Below are 16,025 nucleotides of genomic sequence, written 5' to 3'. Positions count from 1 at the left end.
GTGTCGATGCGCCGAATATTGCCCCAATCAGCCGCTTGCCGCTTTCAGAAGCCGTGCAGCGCACCTTCAGAGCCTCTTGATTTTCGGTTCGGGACGGCCCTGCTGCACCGGCATGATCGCTGAGGCGGCCACGTGATCTACCGGTTCTCGTCCTTCACCCTCGACACCGCCCGGCGCGAGCTCAGGGACAGGGACACCCTCGTCGCGCTGGAGCCGCAGGTCTTCGATGTCCTCGCGCACCTCGTCGCCGCCCGCGATCGCGTGGTCAGCCGCGACGATCTCCTGGAGGCCGTCTGGCACGGCCGCATCGTGTCGGAGGCGACGATCAGCAGCCGGCTGAACGCCGCGCGCGCCGCGATCGGCGACACCGGGCTCGACCAGCGCCTGATCCGCACGCTCCCGCGCAAGGGCGTCCGCTTCGTTGGCGCCGTGGAGGCGGGGGACGACCCCCTGACGAAGCCAGGAGCGGAGACCGGGGCCGGCACCGGGCCGTCCTGGCGCGCGGGACCCCGATTGCCGGCCGTGGCGGTCCTGCCCTTCACCAACATGAGCGGCGACCCGGAGCAGGACTACTTCGCGGACGGGATCTGCGAGGAGATCATCACGGCGCTCTCGCGCATGAGCGGCCTGTTCGTCATCGCCCGCAATTCCTCGTTCACCTACAAGGGCCGGGCGATCGACGTGCGCCGGGTCGGCGCGGAACTCGGCGTCGGCTACGTGCTCGAGGGCAGCGTGCGCCGCAGCCGCGACCGGCTGCGGATCGCGGGGCAGCTCGTCGATGCGGTCTCGGGCGCCCATCTCTGGTCGGACCGGTTCGACGGTGACCTGCACGACGTGTTCGCGCTGCAGGAGCGGGTTGCCGAGAGCGTCGCGGCCGCGATCGAGCCGACCCTGCAGCAGGCCGAGATCAAGCGTCTCGGGCGCACGGCGCCGTCCCGGCTCGACGCCTACGAGCGTCTGCTGCGGGCCAACGCGCACCTGTCCGAGTTCACCGGTCCTGGCATGGCCGCAGCCCTGGCCTGCTTGGGCGAGGCTCTGGAGGCCGAACCGGATTACGCCCCCGCGATGGCGGCGACCGCCTATTGCCGCGCGCAGTGTCACTTCCAGGGCTGGGCCGAGCAGGACGACCGCGCCCGCAGCGCGGCCGTCGCCCTGGCTTGGCGGGCGGTCGAGCGCGCGCCCGGCGACGCGCAGGTGCTGTGGATGGCCGCCTTCGCGATCTGGAACATGGCCGGGACCGGGCGTGAACGCGCGCGCGACCTCTTCCGGCGCTCGCTGCTCCTCAACCCGAACTCCGCGATGGCGCTGACGCTCGCGGGCTGGATCGAGACGATGTGCGGCAACGGCGCCGAAGGCCGCGCCATGGTGGCCCGCGCGCAGCGGCTCAACCCGCGCGATCCGCGCGGCTGGCTGATGTCCGGCGTGATGGCGGTGGCCGCGTTGATCGACGGGGACGACACCACCGCGATCGACTGGGCCGAGCGCGCCCTGGCGCAGAACCGCCGCTTCGCCGTGGCCCTGCGCGTCCTCGCGGTCGCCAACGTCCGGCTCGGGCGGCTGGACCGCGCCCGCGAGGCTGTCGCGGACATGCTCGCGATCGAGCCGCACTTGACGATCTCGGGCTTCCTCGCACGCATCCCCTTTCCGCTCGAGCGGATGGCGCAGCGCTACGCCGAAGCCTTGGCGATCGCGGGCCTCCCAGCCTGATCGCCGAACGGGACCGAGCGAGCCTCCTGGCCGCTTCGCTATTTTCCCGGTTGTACATGGAGACCGGTGCGGGCCGCGGCTGAGCTCAGGCTGACGCCTTTCTGGCTTCGCTCTGCGACAACCACAAGTAATGACAGGGCTTTGGAGAGCGACGATCGGGACGCCCCCTCGATCGACGCAGCTGTGTCGAGCAGCATCGTTTCTCCCTATGGCCTTGTTCGTTGAACTCAGTCTGCCGGTCCGGCTTGAGCACTGTCCAGCGCCGACATTCCGAAGTCCGAAATTTCCTTCTCGCTCCGCGAGAAGGTCACGGACCGAGACAATAGGCTCTCTGTTCACAGGCGCGCGGACTTTGTGGCCGATCACCATTCGGAGCGGTGCAGGACAATGACCCCTTGGGGCTTCGGGTCACCCGAACGCGGGCGTCAGGAAGCCTTCGGCCGATGATTCGATCGCGACTTGCACTGTTCGGTGGAAGACCTGTCGCGGGCACAGCATGAGATCGGGAGGATGTGCGACTGATCTGCAGCCCGCATCCACTTTGCAAAACGCTTTGCCGATCACCAGCTTGTCCGCTCTCCCGCTCACGGCTACAGCGCGCTTATGCCCGACAAGCTCAATGCCCTCCTCGAGCGCCTCAAGGCGCATCAGCGCACGCTCATCCTGGCCATGGCCGAATACGACGGCCTGCCGGCCGGGAGCGCGCTGCGTCAGGTCGCCGAGCTGGAGAACGTCATCGCCGCGGTCGAGGCGGTCGCGGCCGAAGAGGCCGAGCGCGCGCGAAGCGCCCACGGATCGGCCCCGCGCCGCACTGGCGGCTAGAGCCGCGACCGTCCGGTTGCGACACGCCTCACGAGCGGGGCGCGCGGGCGAGCCGCGACGACCGGCCCATGCTCCATCTCCGCCCTTATCCTGAGGTGCCCGCGTCAGCGGACCTCGAAGGCGCGTTCCAGGGATCGCGCGGCCGGCTGGAGCCCTCCTTCGAGGCGGCTGCGCCGCACCTCAGGATGAGGACCAGGGTTGGGATGCCCCCCACCAAACCACGACCCGTGATCTTTCGTCAGCCGTCTCAACGCGCTTGGAAATGGTTCTCGGCGCGAAGGGGAGTGGCATCCCCGGCCGGAAGCACCCTGCCGACGCGCGCATTGAGGCCCGTTCAACCTGCGCGAACAGCGTCGGATTGCGGAAATCGGCCGCCTGCATCGACCGGCAGACGGCGGCGGCCTGCACGGAATGCTGCCGACCCGGCGGGTCGTCGCAGACGACAACGGCGCAGCAACCGGTGAGGTCACTGCGCCGCTGGATCGGGCTGCTGAGGGGGCGAAAGCAGCCACCGGGAGGCGATAGACCCGGCGCGGCGTCCGCGCGGTGCGCCGGAGCACATCCAGCCCTCTGTGGCTCGGCGGTAACACGCGTCGCGGACCGCCTGTGGACGACGTCGGATGCCTCGGATTGGTCAAGGTTCAGGAGCGAGCGTGAGGTGCTTCCTCCGATCCGGCCCCGCCCCATGTTTGCCAGCCCGCGCGCCTTCATCCTCCACCATCGCGAGCGCCTCGCCGTGCTCGTCTCGTCCGCGTTGTTCTTGACCGGCGCCCTGCCTCTCGTTTGGGCAATTGGCTAATAGCGCGTTCAACCGATCGGGATTTCAGGCAAATGGATGCATATCATTGATATTGGATATAGAATTAACTATTCCCCCGTAAGACCTTAACTTGGCAGCTTCATCGACGCTGGGCTCAGCAGCTGCCTTCGAGGTCAGTCGTGCCGCTCAACTCCTTGTCCATCCGCAGCAAGCTGATTGCTGCCTTCGCCGTTCTGCTCCTGCTGCTCAGTGGCCTGAGCCTCGTCGGGCTTCGAAGCGCCTCAACGCTCAACGGGCTGCTTCTCGATGTCGAGACGAACTGGCTGCCGAGCGTGCGCGCCGCAAGTCAGATCGATTCCCTGACAGGGCGGTATACCACCAGTCTGCTCCGTCATATCCTGACGGAAGAACCGCAGATGCTGGCCAGCGTCGACAAGGATCTCGCCGATCGGGGTCAGAAGATCGATGCAGCAACGAAGAGCTACGAGAAGCTGATCAGTTCCCCTGAGGAGCGCGCGCTCTACGAAACGTTCGCCCGGGATTGGCGCGCGCTCGCAACCGCCGTCGAGCCGATCCTCGCGCTGTCCCGCAAGGGCGAGAAGGCGCAGGCTCTCAGCCTCTACGAAGCCAAGGTGGTCGCGCCGCGTCGGAGCGCGTCGGTGGCGCTCGATAAGATCATCAAGCTCAACCAGGATGGTGCCGAGCAGGCTGCCAGGGAGAGCCAGGACACATACGCTCAGACGCGCGCCATGCTCATCGGCGTCGGGCTTTTAGCCGTGGCTCTGTCGATCGCGTTGGCGGCCATGATCATCCTGAGCATCGCGCGCGGCATCAACTCGGTGGTGCAACCGATGCAGGCGCTCGCCGATGGCGACCTGGCCGTCACCATTCCGCATCAGGGCCAGAAGACGGAGATCGGAACGATCGCGAATGCGGTGCAGGTGTTCAAGAATGGCCTGATCCGCATGAAGGCGCTGGAAGACGAGACCGCAGTGGCGCGGCTCGCCGCCGAGGAGCAGCGCAAGGCCGGCATGCGCCAGATGGCCGACGGCTTCGAGGCTGCCGTCGGCGGCATCATCGGCATGGTGTCGTCGTCGGCGACCGAATTGCAGGCCACCGCGCAGACCATGACGGCCACGGCAACCGAGACCGCCAGCCAGTCGACCACCGTGGCCGCGGCCGCCGAGGAGGCCGCCTCCAACGTCAACACCGTCGCGGCGGCGGCGGAGGAGCTGGGCTCGTCGGTCCAGGAGATCGGCCGTCAGGTCGCGGGCTCGGCCGAGCTGGCGCAGCGGGCGGTGCACGAGGCCGACCAGACCGGCACCCTGGTGCAGGAGCTGAGTGCCGCCGTCTCGCGGATCGGCGATGTGGTCGGGTTGATCTCGAACATCGCCGGGCAGACCAATCTGCTGGCCCTCAACGCGACCATCGAGGCGGCGCGCGCGGGTGCGGCGGGCAAGGGCTTTGCGGTCGTCGCCTCCGAGGTGAAGGCGCTGGCCGAGCAGACCGCCAAGGCGACGAACGAGATCTCCGGCCAGATCGCGCAGATCCAGGCCTCGACGGGGCAGGCGGTGACGTCGATCGGCGGCATCACCGGGCGGATCCGCGAGATCAGCGGCGTGGCGACCTCGATCGCGGCGGCGGTCGAGCAGCAGGGTGCGGCCACCCAGGAGATCGTGCGCAATGTTGCGCAAGCCGCCATGGGCACCGGCGAGGTGACGAGCAACATCTCCGGTGTGGCGGGAGCGGCCGAGGAGACCGGGGCGGCGGCCAGCCAGGTTCTGGGGGCAGCCTCCGAGCTGTCGCGTCAGTCCGAGCACCTCGGCGCGGAGGTCGCGCGCTTCCTCGCCACCGTGCGCGCCGCCTGAGCGGACGCCGATCGATATCTGTCGCCTGACCAAGGCCCGCCTCCGCGCATCTGCGGAGGCGGGCCTTCCGCGTTCGGTAGCAGAGCAGCGCGGAGCTGTCGGAGACCCGCCTTGGTGCGCCCCCGCTGCGTCGATGGGGGCTAGCTGACCTTGTCGTCGGGCTCGGTCGGCTCCACGCTGGTCCCCAGCGCTCCGCCTCGCGGCGCATCGGCCGGATCGTGCCGGTCCCGATTGAATCGGCCGCCGCTCTCGGCGGTGCGCGTATCATGCGGGTGCGTCGCGCGCCGGTCGGCCCCGCTCAACTCCTTGCGGGTCGGGATGGGCCGCCAAGGCGCCGGAGCAGCGCCCAGACGGAGGACCGTCGGGGCCCGCGTGAGAAACACCGCAAGCACCACCCACGGGACGACGAAGACGACAAACGCGGTCAGGCCCATGGCGATGCTCCCAGTATGTTTTGCAGTACTGGTGAGAACGCCGGTCATCCATGACTGATCCCGCCGGGGCAAGCTCAATCGATGCTGCGCCGCAATGCATGAATCATCATCGGCGCCGCAGTGCATCGCCGTGCCGATCTGGCCCGAACACCGCTTCTTCGATCCCGTCGACGGGCTGCAGCGCGAACGAGGCGGACGCCAACCGCGCGGCCTTCGACCGGAGATGGCCGAGGATCCCGGATCGGTCAGAGCATCGGCGCACGCTGTTCTGCACGAAGGCACCCGGGGACAGGTTCGGCGGCGCCCGACCCTGCACACGCCACGACGAGACCGCTCTGCGTGTTCCCCAGCACATCGGACCGGAGAGCTTGAGCATAGATCTTCCTCAACGACGGCAGCCGCCGCCCATCACGTGGAGATCGTCATGTCCCTCTCAGCCCGCCTCGTCCTGCTCAGCGGTGTCGTCGTCCCGGCCGGAGCCTTGCTCGTCGGCGCGTATGTCGCCCTCGTCAGCCTGGCGCTGCCGATGCACTTCGCCTGAACGCCCGCGCTGGGTGCATGCTGAACCAGGGCCGCCGGCGAGCCACCCTGCATACGCTGTTCTCAGACATTGCCGTCACTCGTTACTGCATTGTACGAGTGCTCATCGCTAGAGACCTGCCGTGCGCTACCAAGCCCTCGTTGCCGTCGTCCTTGCCGTCACTGCACAGGCTGCGCCTGCGCGCGCGCAGCCTCAGGAGCAGGCGCTGGCCCTGCTCCGCGCCTCCAGCGCGCAATCGGCCATCATCACGTTCTGCGGCAAGCACTACGCGATCGACGGCACGACGGCGCTGCGGATCTCCCAGACTGCGCGAGACGTGGCCACCGAGGTGCTGGGCCAGGAGCGCGCGCACGCCGCCTTCAAGGATGAGCTGGCGCGGCGCTACGCCGAGGTGAAGGAAGTCGGGGAGCAGCAATGGTGCACCGACCAGCGCGCGGTGCTGTCCGAGGGCGACGTTCAGATCTTCAAGAACTGAGGCGCCCGCGCCGCGCCCGCCGCCTCAGTCGCCGCCGCCATCACCCGCGTCGCCGCTGGCATCCATAAGCCAGTCCGGTATCCCGGGGAGGACGTCGCCGGCCACCGCGCCGGCGGATTCAAGGGCCCGTCCCGCCTTCGCCTCGTCGCTGTCGGCCCGAACCTCGGCGAACAGCTTCCGCGCCAGACGGTCGAGTTCCTCGTCCGACAGGGTCTGGTCCGGCTCGTCCGTCATGGGCGTCCCCTTCGCGGATCGGCCGCTCGGCCCCACCCCGATCTGCTCACGGGGCGGGGGAGCGTCCGATCTCACCAGCGTGGGCCGATACGCAACGCGGCCCGACCGTAAGGTGCCAGGATCAGGTTAGCGGGACGTCAGCTCCACCGGCCCTGCTGTGTGCCGGATCAGGCCATGGACCGTGCGGCGAGCCCGGGAAGGGCCAGGCGCAACGGTGCTTCACGCGCTTCCGGTTGAACACCCCATATGATGGCAACCGGTCTGTGAGCACGGGGTCCGGCCATGCGGTATCACCTGCGGATCGCCCGAGCACGTCTGCAAGGCAGCGTGGATACGCACTGCACTGTCCTCAACGCCCCGACCATCGAGGCCGCGATCGACCGCGCCGCCGCGATCGTGGACAGCGTCCTCGACGGCCGGCCCGGGGTCGCGACCCTCACCAGTCCCTATCGCGGGCTGATCTGGGCGCATCGCCAGAATTTGCCGGCCCCCGCGTGGCCGTAGACGAAGCCGGGCGGACGTCGCCCGCGCAGGCCGCGCGATCGCGGGGCCAGGGCGGCGATGCCGGTGACGTGGGCGTCACCCGTACGCTCATCGCCCTGCTGCGCGCTTCTGCAACGGGCGGATATGGCGGCCCAGGCCGCGGCGCGGACGCCGCGTGGCATCACGGTCCCGCGGCGGTTGCTCGACACGGATGGATCGGCGGTGCCGCAGGCTCCGCAGCCATCTGTGCCGCCGCAGGGCAACGGGGCCGGCCGGCCCCCGTCGGACAGGGATGTCAGCGCAATCCGTCGGCCGGTCCACCCGCGTGCTGACCCGAGTAGCGGTAGGCCGGCGCGGCCCGGTAGTGGGTCACCGAGATCTCCGGCAGCAGAATCGCGGCAGTGTTGCCGGCGTAACCCGCGTAGGCTGACGCGGGGTAGGGGCTGTGCTTGCTGTCGATGCCCTGCGCGAGGGCGGGCGTGGCGACGGCGACCAGGGCGGCGGCAGCGAGGATGTGGGCCTTCATGACGATCTCCATGCGTGTGCGTTTGACTTCACGGGGAAGCCATCCGGTCAGTCGGGTCGCGTGAGGAAGATCGTCGGTCTGGCGGTCTTGATCGCGGCGGCTGTGCTTGGCCGGCAGTGACCTCTCAACGGCGATCCTCCGCCGATCGTTCGCCGGATTTTGTGCGCCGCCACACAGGACACGCGGACGGCGTGCCGAGCGGTTCAGGAGGTCCGTCCCGGTCGAGGCGTCGGAGCGCGCGACAGCCCCTAACCCCGCCGGCTCCGTTGCCCGAGACGACGGCCTGCCGCGCCGCAACGCGGCCTGCCGACTCAGAACAGGGCGACCATGGCCACGCCGGCGATCATCAGCAGGGCGCCGAGGACCCGCCACAGACTGGCCGGATGCACCGGAAAGCCGACCCACCCGTAATTGTCCAGCACGAGCGAGACGGCGACGCCCACCGTCACGATGATGCCGAGGAACGACGCGGCGCCGATCGCGGGCGAGGCGTAGAGCTGAGCCAGGATCAACAGGACGCTGAAGAACCCTCCGAGCCAGGCCCACCAGGGCACCGCAGCCAGTTGCTGTCCGCTCGGCATCTCAAGCTTTCCGATGGCGAGGCCACCGATCAGCAGAGCCGCTGAGCTGACGAGGCGCGTGATCAGCCCCGCCGTGACGGGGAGCCCGAGCGACTTCGACAGCGTCGCGTTCTGGCCAGGCTGGATCGCGTTCGCGATGCCCGCGAGGATGGTGAGACCGTAGAGGAGCAGCATGCTCGGCTAGCGCGCGGGCACGCGGTCAAGCTCCGCCGATAGGGCGATGCGCGGGGTTCTGCCGCACCGCCGAAGCCCGGTGCGCCGCGCGTCCGGCCCCCGACCGTGACCCCCAGGACGACGGATGGCTCTGCCTTCGGCCCGCGGCGGCGATGCGGTCGTGCGTGTGCGCCTGCCCAGCCAAGCCGGTGGCGTGCGGCGTGCGGTGGTGTAGGAGGGCGTGACGACCCCGGCGGAGACGGTGTCGCATCCCTCTCGTGTGTGGGTCGCGGTTCATGCGCGCAAGCCGGTCGTGGTGATCTCCCGCTGGATCGCGGGCCTCGCGCTCATCGCTGTCCTGTGGGCATTCCCGACCGCACCACGCGCACAGACGCCCCCGCCCGGCTTCGGCGGCCTCGCGCTCAGCCGCGACCTGGACGAGCACCTCCGCACCATCCACGACCGGGCGAACCATCTGGCGGTGGCGGCCGCCGGCATACCGGCGGCGACCGCCGCGGCGCTCTCGGACATCGCCGCGGACGAGACGGCCTCGCCGGCCGGTCTGGCCGCCCGCCTGCTGCTGCTCTGGCTCGGGGGCTGGCTCGCCGAGCGGCTGTTCTGGCGCTGGTCGGCATCGTGGATGCAGCGGATCGTCGACAGCCCCCTGGACACGGCGCGCCAGAGGCTGCTGGCGCAGGTCCAGCGCCTCCTGTTCGCCCAGGCCCTCGTCCTGAGCTTCGCGGCGGGCGCGTGCCTCGCCTACCTCGTCGCCGCCCCGTCGGGCGCGGCCGGCGTCATGGCCCTCGACGCGCTCCTGGCCATCGTGGCCGTGCGCAGCACCCGCGCGCTCGGCCGCTTCCTGCTGGCGCCCGGCGGCGCGCGACTGCGTCTGGTCGCCCTGCCGACGCAGGCGGCGTGGCGTGCGCAGCACGGGGTCACGACACTGGCCCTCACGGCGGCGACCGGGCTGCTGTGGGCGGCCGGGCTGCGCTCGGGCGGCGCTGATCCGGCGATCGCGGACGCGGTCACCAGCCTGACGCTGCTGCTCGTGGCGCTGATGGTCCCCGCCGTCGTCGGACTGGTTGCCCTGTCGCTGCGCGGGCCCGACAGGCGGTCGCCGCGCCCGGCCGCGCTGATCCTGGGGCTCGTTCCGATCGCCGCATGGCTGCTGGCCCAGGCCGGCCTGCCCAGCGCCGCCTGGGCCACGCTGGTCCTCGGCGTCGCGCCGGCCCTGTCGCTGGCCCTGGGCGACGCGGCCCGCACGGTCGCGTTCGGGCCGAACCGCGCCGGCGAATTGACGCGCGAGGAGCGCATCGTCGCGCGTGCCGCCCGCAACGTCGCCCTGATCGCGGCCCTGCTGCTCCTCGCGGAGCGGCTGCCGGGCGCGGACGGGGGGCTGGGCCCGGCGATGACCGCGCAGATCGTGTCGGCCCTGCTGATCCTGCTCGGGACCGACCTGGCCTGGCAGGTCGTCCGGAGCCTCATCGACCGCGGTCTCGCCCACGTGGGCGGGGACCCGCGGGCGGACCGCCTCGCCACGATCCTGCCCGCCATGCGCACGGTCGTGCTCGTCGCGCTCTCGGTCACGGCCGCCCTGAGCATCGCCTCCGCCTTCGGCCTGCAGATCGGCCCCCTGCTGGCGGGCGCGGGCGTGGTCGGCCTGACGATCGGCTTCGGGGCGCAGGCGCTGGTCCGCGACGTCATCGCGGGCTTCTTCCTGCTGCTCGACGACGCCTTCCGGGTCGGCGAGACGATCGAGAGCGGCAACCTGCAGGGCCAGGTCGAGGCGTTCTCGCTGCGCTCCGTCCGGCTGCGCGACGACAACGGCCACATGCACACGGTCGCGTTCGGCGAGCTGAAGGCGGTGACGAACTTCTCGCGGGACTGGGCCGGACTGGAGGTGCCGGTCTACGTGCCGCACGGCGTGCCCTACGCGGCCGCGGCGGGGGTGATCGAGGCCGCCATCGCCGAGCTGGAGAGCGACGCGGCGCTGAGCGCCTTGATGGTGACGCCGCCCAAATTCGTGGGGCCCACGGCCCTGTCGGAGACCTGCGTCCGGCTCGCCGTGCAGGTTCGGACCCTACCGGGCAGCCAGGCGCGGCTCAGGTCGGAGCTGCTGCGCCGCATCCTGTCCGGCATGGCGGAAGCCCATGTTCCGCTCAGCACCGGCTAGAGCCGGGACCGTCGGTGTTGCGGCACGCTCCGGGGGTGGGAAGCGTGCCGGCGCGCCGCAGCAGACAGCCGCTGTCCCATCCCTGCCCTCATCCTGAGGTGCGGCGCAGCCGCCTCGAAGGAGGGCTCCAGGGATGGCAGCGGCATCTGGAGGGCTCCTTCGAGGCCTCCGCTACGCTCCGGCACCTCAGGATGAGGGCGAGGGTGAGAAAACCCACCCCCCACGCCACGACCTGGATCCTGCCGTCGCGCGCCCGAACGCGGCCGGAGCCCTAGCGCGGGGTCACGCGCGCCGCCTGCAGATCCGGACGGCGCTGCAGGGCGAGCAGCCCGGCCGAATAGGTCAGCGAGACGACGAGCGCGGCCGTAAGGGCGAGGGCGGCCCCGAACGGCTCGACCAGCAGATGGAGCGTGAGGAGCGTCAGGCCGAAGCCGAAGACGCCGCGGATCGTGATGCTCGCCAGCCGGGCCATCGCCGTCCCGCCGACGCGGCGGTGCAGGATCACGAAGGTGCTCGTGAGGGTGACCGGATAGGCCGCGACGACCCCGGTCCGCGCCGGGCCCAGGGCCGAACTCACGGCGAGGACGGCGGCCACGAACAGGGCGACGGCGGCCGCCCGGACGATGAGGTCGAGCGGCCGGGGTCGCGCGACCACGGTGCTCCGGGCGAGCGAGGTGCGCGCCGCCGGCCGGGTCAGCAGGGTGCCGGCTCCGTACACGGCCGCATTGAGCAGGAACGCCGTCAGCGGCGTCCACGCGACGGCCGAGATCGGAGCGGCCGCTGCGAGCCACGCCACCGCCGCCGGGCCCAGGCTGAGGGCCAGGCCCCGGCCGGCCGCGCGCCGGGCATAGACGATCAGGAACACGCCCGTCGCCGCGGTCGCCGCGAAGCCGTTGAGGGCCGCGCCGGCGACGAAGGCGGGATCGTGTTCCAGGGCCATGAACACATAGGCCGGTCCGGCCGAGACCGGCAGGCTGATGATGAGCGCCCCCCAGACCGGCCCGAGGATCTCCGCCAGCACGGAGGCGAGCACGACGACGGCGCCCGAAGTCAGGGCCCGGATAAGCGCTGTCACCCAGATCGCTGACAAGACCGTATCCCGTGTGTCGTGCCGCCGATCCGCGGCGGCTTCGGAGTCGCGGCCTCGCTATCACGTGGGACGTGGGACGGGCGAAGGCGTCCAGCGCGATGACGCGCGATTCTGGACGGGTGTGGCGCAAGCCGCCGCAGGATCTCCGGGCTCTGGATCCGTCAGCTGCCCCACCGCGAAGGCCGACACGCGGCGGCGCACCGATCCCGGTCCGTCGCAGCTCAGGTCCGATCGCCTCTTGAACAGCCCAGAGACCGTCGGCATCTCGGGGTCATGCCCGATGCCACGCTCGACGAAGCCAGCCTGTCCCGCTTTCTCGACGCCTTCTATGCCCGCGTGCGCGGCGATACGTTGATCGGCCCGGTCTTCGCAGCCGCGATCCCCGACCCGGACTGGCCGCAGCATATGGCGACGATCCAGGCCTTCTGGTCCTCGGTGCTGTTCAAGACCGGCCGCTACAAGGGCAACCCGTTCGGCAAGCATGTCGCCTTGGGGCAGCTTCAGCCGCCGCACTTCGCCCGCTGGCTCGGCCTGTTCGAGGAGACCGCCCGCGCGCACTTCCCGCATGACGCGGCGGCCATCCTGATCGAGCGCGCGCACCGCATCGGCGACAGCCTGAAGGCGGGCTTGTTCTTCCGACCGGGTCCGTCAGGGGCGATCTCAGGTGATCCCGTCCCGGATGCGGTCGGCGGATGATCGCGCCCGGCCTGTTCGCTGACGTGAAACGGTCGTTGACCGTCCGGATGCTGGCGGCTGTCATCGGCGCCTGCGGGCGCAAACAGGGATTCCCAGGATGAAGACGATCGGGTTTCTGTCGTTCGGTCACTGGTCGCCGACGGGGCATTCAGAGACGCGCACGGCGGGCGACACCCTGCTGCAATCGATCGACCTCGCGGTCGCGGCGGAAGAGCTCGGCGCGGACGGAGCCTATTTCCGGGTTCATCATTTCGCGCGCCAGCTCGCCTCGCCGTTCCCGTTGCTCGCCGCGGTGGGCGCCCGGACCAAGCGCATCGAGATCGGCACCGGCGTCATCGACATGCGCTACCAGAACCCCCTCGCCATGGTCGAGGATGCCGGCGCGGCAGACCTGATCGCGGGCGGCCGCCTCCAGCTCGGCATCAGCCGGGGCTCGCCCGAGCAGGTCATCGACGGCTGGCGGCATTTCGGCTTCGCGCCGCGTGAGGGCGAGAGCGATGCCGACATGGGGCGCCGGCACGCGGAGGTCTTCCTCGATCTGCTGAAGGGGACGGGCTTCGCCGAGCCCAACCCGCGGCCGATGTTTCCGAACCCGCCCGGTCTCCTGCGCCTGGAGCCGCATTCCGAGGGCTTACGCGAGCGGATCTGGTGGGGCTCCGCGTCCGACGCCACCGCGATCTGGGCGGCGCGGCAGGGCATGAACCTGCAGAGCTCGACCCTCAAGGCGGATGAGACCGGCGAGCCGTTCCACGTCCAGCAGGCGAAGCAGATCCGCCGTTACCGCCAGGCCTGGGCGGAGGCGGGGCATCCCCGGACGCCGCGGGTCTCCGTCTCCCGGTCGATCTTCGCGCTCGTGAACGACCGCGACCGCGCCTATTTCGGCCGCGGCTCGAGCAGCGACCAGGTCGGCATCATCGACAACATGCGCGCCGTCTTCGGCCGGTCCTACGCGGCGGAGCCCGACCGGCTGGTCGAGGAACTCCGGGCCGACGAGGCGATCGCCGAGGCCGACACCCTCCTGCTGACGGTGCCGAACCAGCTGGGCGTGGCCTACAACGCCCATGTCATCGAGACCATCCTGACGCACGTGGCCCCGCCGCTCGGCTGGCGCTGACCGATCCGACCGCCGGCGGTGCGGCGGGCACGGTTCCGCGCCCGCCCCGACCCGTGCTTCCGGAATGCCCGCCGGCCGGCCGTCAGAGATCCCCGGCGTGGACGCGACGCGGGATCATCGCGCGGATACGGGATGCCAGGGCCTCGACGGCGAACGGCTTGGTCAGCACGGCCATGCCGGGCTCGAGCTGGCCGTTGGTGAGCAGGGCGTTCTCGGCGTAACCGGTGATGAACAGCACCCGGAGGTTCGGCCGGGTCGCCCGCGCCGCGTCGGCCATCTGGCGGCCGTTCAGGCCGCCCGGCAGGCCGACATCGGTGACGAGCAGGTCGATCCGCGCGTCGGACTGAAGGACCTTGAGCCCGCCGGCCCCGTCGGCAGCCTCCACGGCGGTGTAGCCGAGGTCGCCGAGCACGTCCGTCACCAGCATGCGCACGCTCGGCTCGTCGTCCACGACCAGCACGGTCTCGCCGGCCTCCGCGACCGGCATCGGGCTGCCGTCCGGCAAGGCTTCGTCGCGCTCGGCCCCGCCCCGGTGGTGCGGCAGGTAGAGGGTGACCGTCGTGCCCTGGCCCACCTCGGAGTGGATGCGGACCTGTCCGCCCGACTGCTTGGCGAACCCGTAGATCATGGACAGGCCGAGGCCCGTGCCCTGGCCGAGCGGCTTGGTGGTGAAGAACGGGTCGAAGGCCTTGGCGATCACCTCCGGCGTCATGCCCGTGCCGGTGTCCGATACGCTCAGCGACAGGTACTCGCCCGCCGGCATGTCCTGCCGCTCGGCGGCCGGCGAGGCGATCCGGCGGTTGGCGGTCTCGATGATGATGCGGCCCCCGTCCGGCATCGCGTCGCGGGCGTTGATGCAGAGGTTGAGCAGCGCGTTCTCGAGCTGGGACGGATCGACCAGCGCGGGCCACAGGCCGGCCAGACCGGCCGTGTCGACCTGCACGCTGGGCCCGACCGTGCGCCGGATCAGGTCGACCATGCCCTCGACCAGGACGTTCACGTCCGTCCCCTTGGGGGCCAGGGTCTGCCGGCGCGAGAACGCCAGCAGGCGGTGGGTCAGCGCCGCCGCCCGCTTGGCCGCCCCCTGCGCGGCGGCCATGTACCGGTCAACATCCGCCAGGCGCCCCTGGTCGATGCGGGTGCTCATCAGTTCCAGGCTGCCCGAGATGCCGGCCAGCAGGTTGTTGAAGTCGTGCGCCAGGCCCCCGGTCAGCTGGCCCACCGCCTCCATCTTCTGGGCTTGGCGGAGCTGCTCCTCGGTGTTCATCAGCTCCGCGGTGCGTTCACTGACGCGCTGCTCCAGGGTCTCGGTCAGGGCGCGCAGCTGCATGATCGCGCGGTCGCGCTCCTGCTCGACGATGCGGCGCTCCTCGACGTCGAGGACCACGCCGGGAAAGCTCAACGGCGTCCCGTCCGCCGCGTGATCGACCCGGCCGTTGGCCTCGATCCAGTAGTAGCGCCCGTCCGCCCGGCGCACCCGGTACTGGTGCGCGTAGGCGCCGCCCCGGGCGATGGCCGCGCTGATCGCCCCCGCCAGCCCCTCCTGGTCGTCCGGATGGACGGTGGCGACGATCTGGGCGAGCGGAATGCCGTCGCGCCCGAGCGCGGGATCCAGCCCGAAGCTCCGGGCGAAGCCCTCGTCGACGGTGAAGCGGTCGGTGGGCAGGTCCCAGTGCCAGGTCCCGATGATCGCGCCGGCCGCCAGGGCGAGCTGCACCCGCTCGATATTGGCCCGGGCGAGGGCCTCGCTCGCCCGCAGGCGCTCCTCGGCCTCGCGCCGCGCGGTCACGTCGTTGAAGATGATGGCGATCTGCCGGTCGACGGGGTCGCCGACCGGCACGGCCCGCACGTCGAACCAGCGTGAGAACGCCTTCGCGTAGCTCTCGAAACTGGCCGGCTCCCGAGTCTTGGCGACGCGCCCGTACGTCTCGAACCAGAACTGCTCCAGGTCCGGCGCGAACTCGGTGACCCACTTGCCGCGAAGATTGACGCCGGATTCGCGCTCGAAGGCCGGGTTGGCTTCGAGAAAGCGATAATCGACGGGCCGGTCGTCGGCGTCGAACTTGACCTGGACGATGGCGAAGGCCGCATCGACGGTCTCCAGGATGGTCCGGAACCGCGCCTCGCTCTCGCGCAGGGCAGCATCCGCCGCGCGCAAGTGCAGGATCTCGGCCTCGAGCTCCGCGCGAGACAAGGCATTCAAAGCGGCACCCGACACGAACGACATGTTCCTTCTGGCAGCCGCTGACCGGCGGCGCCCGTGGCAAAGAATGAAAGCGGCCGTGCCCCGGTTCAGATCACCGCCCCGTATGAGGATGGCAACGCGCGTGCCGAGCCCTTGGAGGGCGGCGTATCGGGTGCCGGTGCC

The 16,025-nt window shown here is 70.6% G+C and carries 15 protein-coding genes; 8 read left to right on the top strand and 7 right to left on the bottom strand.

Annotated features, from left to right (window positions below; translation table 11 throughout):
• Positions 1-132 precede the first annotated feature (132 nt).
• From M6G65_RS23535 to M6G65_RS23525, 3 genes are all read left to right on the top strand, one after another.
• Positions 133-1,707 (top strand): winged helix-turn-helix domain-containing protein, encoded by a 1,575-nt coding sequence (locus M6G65_RS23535; RefSeq protein WP_238196955.1) that lies wholly within the window; start codon positions 133-135, stop codon positions 1,705-1,707.
• 603 nt (positions 1,708-2,310) lie between these two features.
• On the top strand, positions 2,311-2,529 hold the full coding sequence (locus M6G65_RS23530) for a hypothetical protein (protein WP_192711231.1): 219 nt from the start codon (positions 2,311-2,313) through the stop codon (positions 2,527-2,529).
• Positions 2,530-3,468: 939 nt separating this feature from the next.
• Complete coding sequence (locus M6G65_RS23525) at positions 3,469-5,157, top strand: methyl-accepting chemotaxis protein (RefSeq protein WP_250102951.1); 1,689 nt, start codon at positions 3,469-3,471, stop codon at positions 5,155-5,157.
• A gap of 140 nt (positions 5,158-5,297) precedes the next feature.
• Here M6G65_RS23525 and M6G65_RS23520 read toward each other — a convergent pair whose 3' ends face one another.
• Together M6G65_RS23520 and M6G65_RS23515 are read right to left on the bottom strand one after the other, a co-directional pair.
• The gene (locus M6G65_RS23520) at positions 5,298-5,639 is read right to left on the bottom strand and encodes a hypothetical protein (protein WP_238196957.1); all 342 of its coding nucleotides are present in this window, start codon (positions 5,637-5,639) and stop codon (positions 5,298-5,300) included.
• A 58-nt stretch (positions 5,640-5,697) separates the two neighbouring features.
• A complete protein-coding gene (locus M6G65_RS23515) occupies positions 5,698-5,967 on the bottom strand; it encodes a hypothetical protein (RefSeq protein WP_238196958.1) in 270 nt (89 codons plus the stop codon).
• Between the two features lie 286 nt (positions 5,968-6,253).
• On the opposite strand from M6G65_RS23515, the gene M6G65_RS23510 reads away from it, so the two are divergent.
• Positions 6,254-6,607 carry a hypothetical protein gene (locus M6G65_RS23510; RefSeq protein WP_238196959.1) on the top strand — a complete coding sequence of 118 codons (354 nt, stop codon included), beginning with the start codon at positions 6,254-6,256 and terminating at the stop codon, positions 6,605-6,607.
• 24 nt (positions 6,608-6,631) lie between these two features.
• On the opposite strand, the gene M6G65_RS23505 is transcribed toward M6G65_RS23510, so the two are convergent.
• A complete protein-coding gene (locus tag M6G65_RS23505) occupies positions 6,632-6,841 on the bottom strand; it encodes a hypothetical protein (protein WP_238196960.1) in 210 nt (69 codons plus the stop codon).
• 327 nt (positions 6,842-7,168) lie between these two features.
• Between M6G65_RS23505 and M6G65_RS23500 the strand changes: the two genes are divergently transcribed.
• Positions 7,169-7,345, top strand: coding sequence for a hypothetical protein (locus tag M6G65_RS23500; RefSeq protein WP_250102950.1), 177 nt, complete (start codon positions 7,169-7,171; stop codon positions 7,343-7,345).
• Positions 7,346-7,619: 274 nt separating this feature from the next.
• On the opposite strand, the gene M6G65_RS23495 is transcribed toward M6G65_RS23500, so the two are convergent.
• Both M6G65_RS23495 and M6G65_RS23490 read right to left on the bottom strand, forming a co-directional pair.
• Complete coding sequence (locus tag M6G65_RS23495) at positions 7,620-7,850, bottom strand: hypothetical protein (RefSeq protein WP_192711238.1); 231 nt, start codon at positions 7,848-7,850, stop codon at positions 7,620-7,622.
• Positions 7,851-8,161: 311 nt separating this feature from the next.
• A complete protein-coding gene (locus tag M6G65_RS23490) occupies positions 8,162-8,605 on the bottom strand; it encodes a DMT family transporter (RefSeq protein ID WP_238196962.1) in 444 nt (147 codons plus the stop codon).
• Positions 8,606-8,825: 220 nt separating this feature from the next.
• Between M6G65_RS23490 and M6G65_RS23485 the strand changes: the two genes are divergently transcribed.
• Positions 8,826-10,757 carry a mechanosensitive ion channel domain-containing protein gene (locus M6G65_RS23485; RefSeq protein WP_238196963.1) on the top strand — a complete coding sequence of 644 codons (1,932 nt, stop codon included), beginning with the start codon at positions 8,826-8,828 and terminating at the stop codon, positions 10,755-10,757.
• Positions 10,758-11,028: 271 nt separating this feature from the next.
• Here M6G65_RS23485 and M6G65_RS23480 read toward each other — a convergent pair whose 3' ends face one another.
• Positions 11,029-11,832, bottom strand: a complete 804-nt coding sequence (locus M6G65_RS23480; RefSeq protein ID WP_250102949.1) for a hypothetical protein — start codon at positions 11,830-11,832, stop codon at positions 11,029-11,031.
• Between the two features lie 288 nt (positions 11,833-12,120).
• On the opposite strand from M6G65_RS23480, the gene M6G65_RS23475 reads away from it, so the two are divergent.
• The gene (locus tag M6G65_RS23475) at positions 12,121-12,543 is read left to right on the top strand and encodes a group III truncated hemoglobin (RefSeq protein WP_238196965.1); all 423 of its coding nucleotides are present in this window, start codon (positions 12,121-12,123) and stop codon (positions 12,541-12,543) included.
• A gap of 97 nt (positions 12,544-12,640) precedes the next feature.
• Positions 12,641-13,657, top strand: a complete 1,017-nt coding sequence (locus M6G65_RS23470; RefSeq protein WP_238196966.1) for an LLM class flavin-dependent oxidoreductase — start codon at positions 12,641-12,643, stop codon at positions 13,655-13,657.
• Between the two features lie 82 nt (positions 13,658-13,739).
• Here the strand turns inward: M6G65_RS23470 and M6G65_RS23465 are convergent, their stop codons facing one another.
• Entirely contained in the window at positions 13,740-15,884 is a 2,145-nt protein-coding gene (locus M6G65_RS23465) for an ATP-binding protein (RefSeq protein WP_308445197.1), read from the bottom strand.
• Positions 15,885-16,025 lie beyond the last annotated feature (141 nt).

It is taken from the genome of Methylobacterium tardum (assembly GCF_023546765.1).
In the GTDB taxonomy this organism is placed as follows: domain Bacteria; phylum Pseudomonadota; class Alphaproteobacteria; order Rhizobiales; family Beijerinckiaceae; genus Methylobacterium; species Methylobacterium tardum.
The sequence above is the reverse complement of the archived record's forward strand: the minus strand, read 5'-3'. Positions and strand labels throughout refer to the sequence as shown.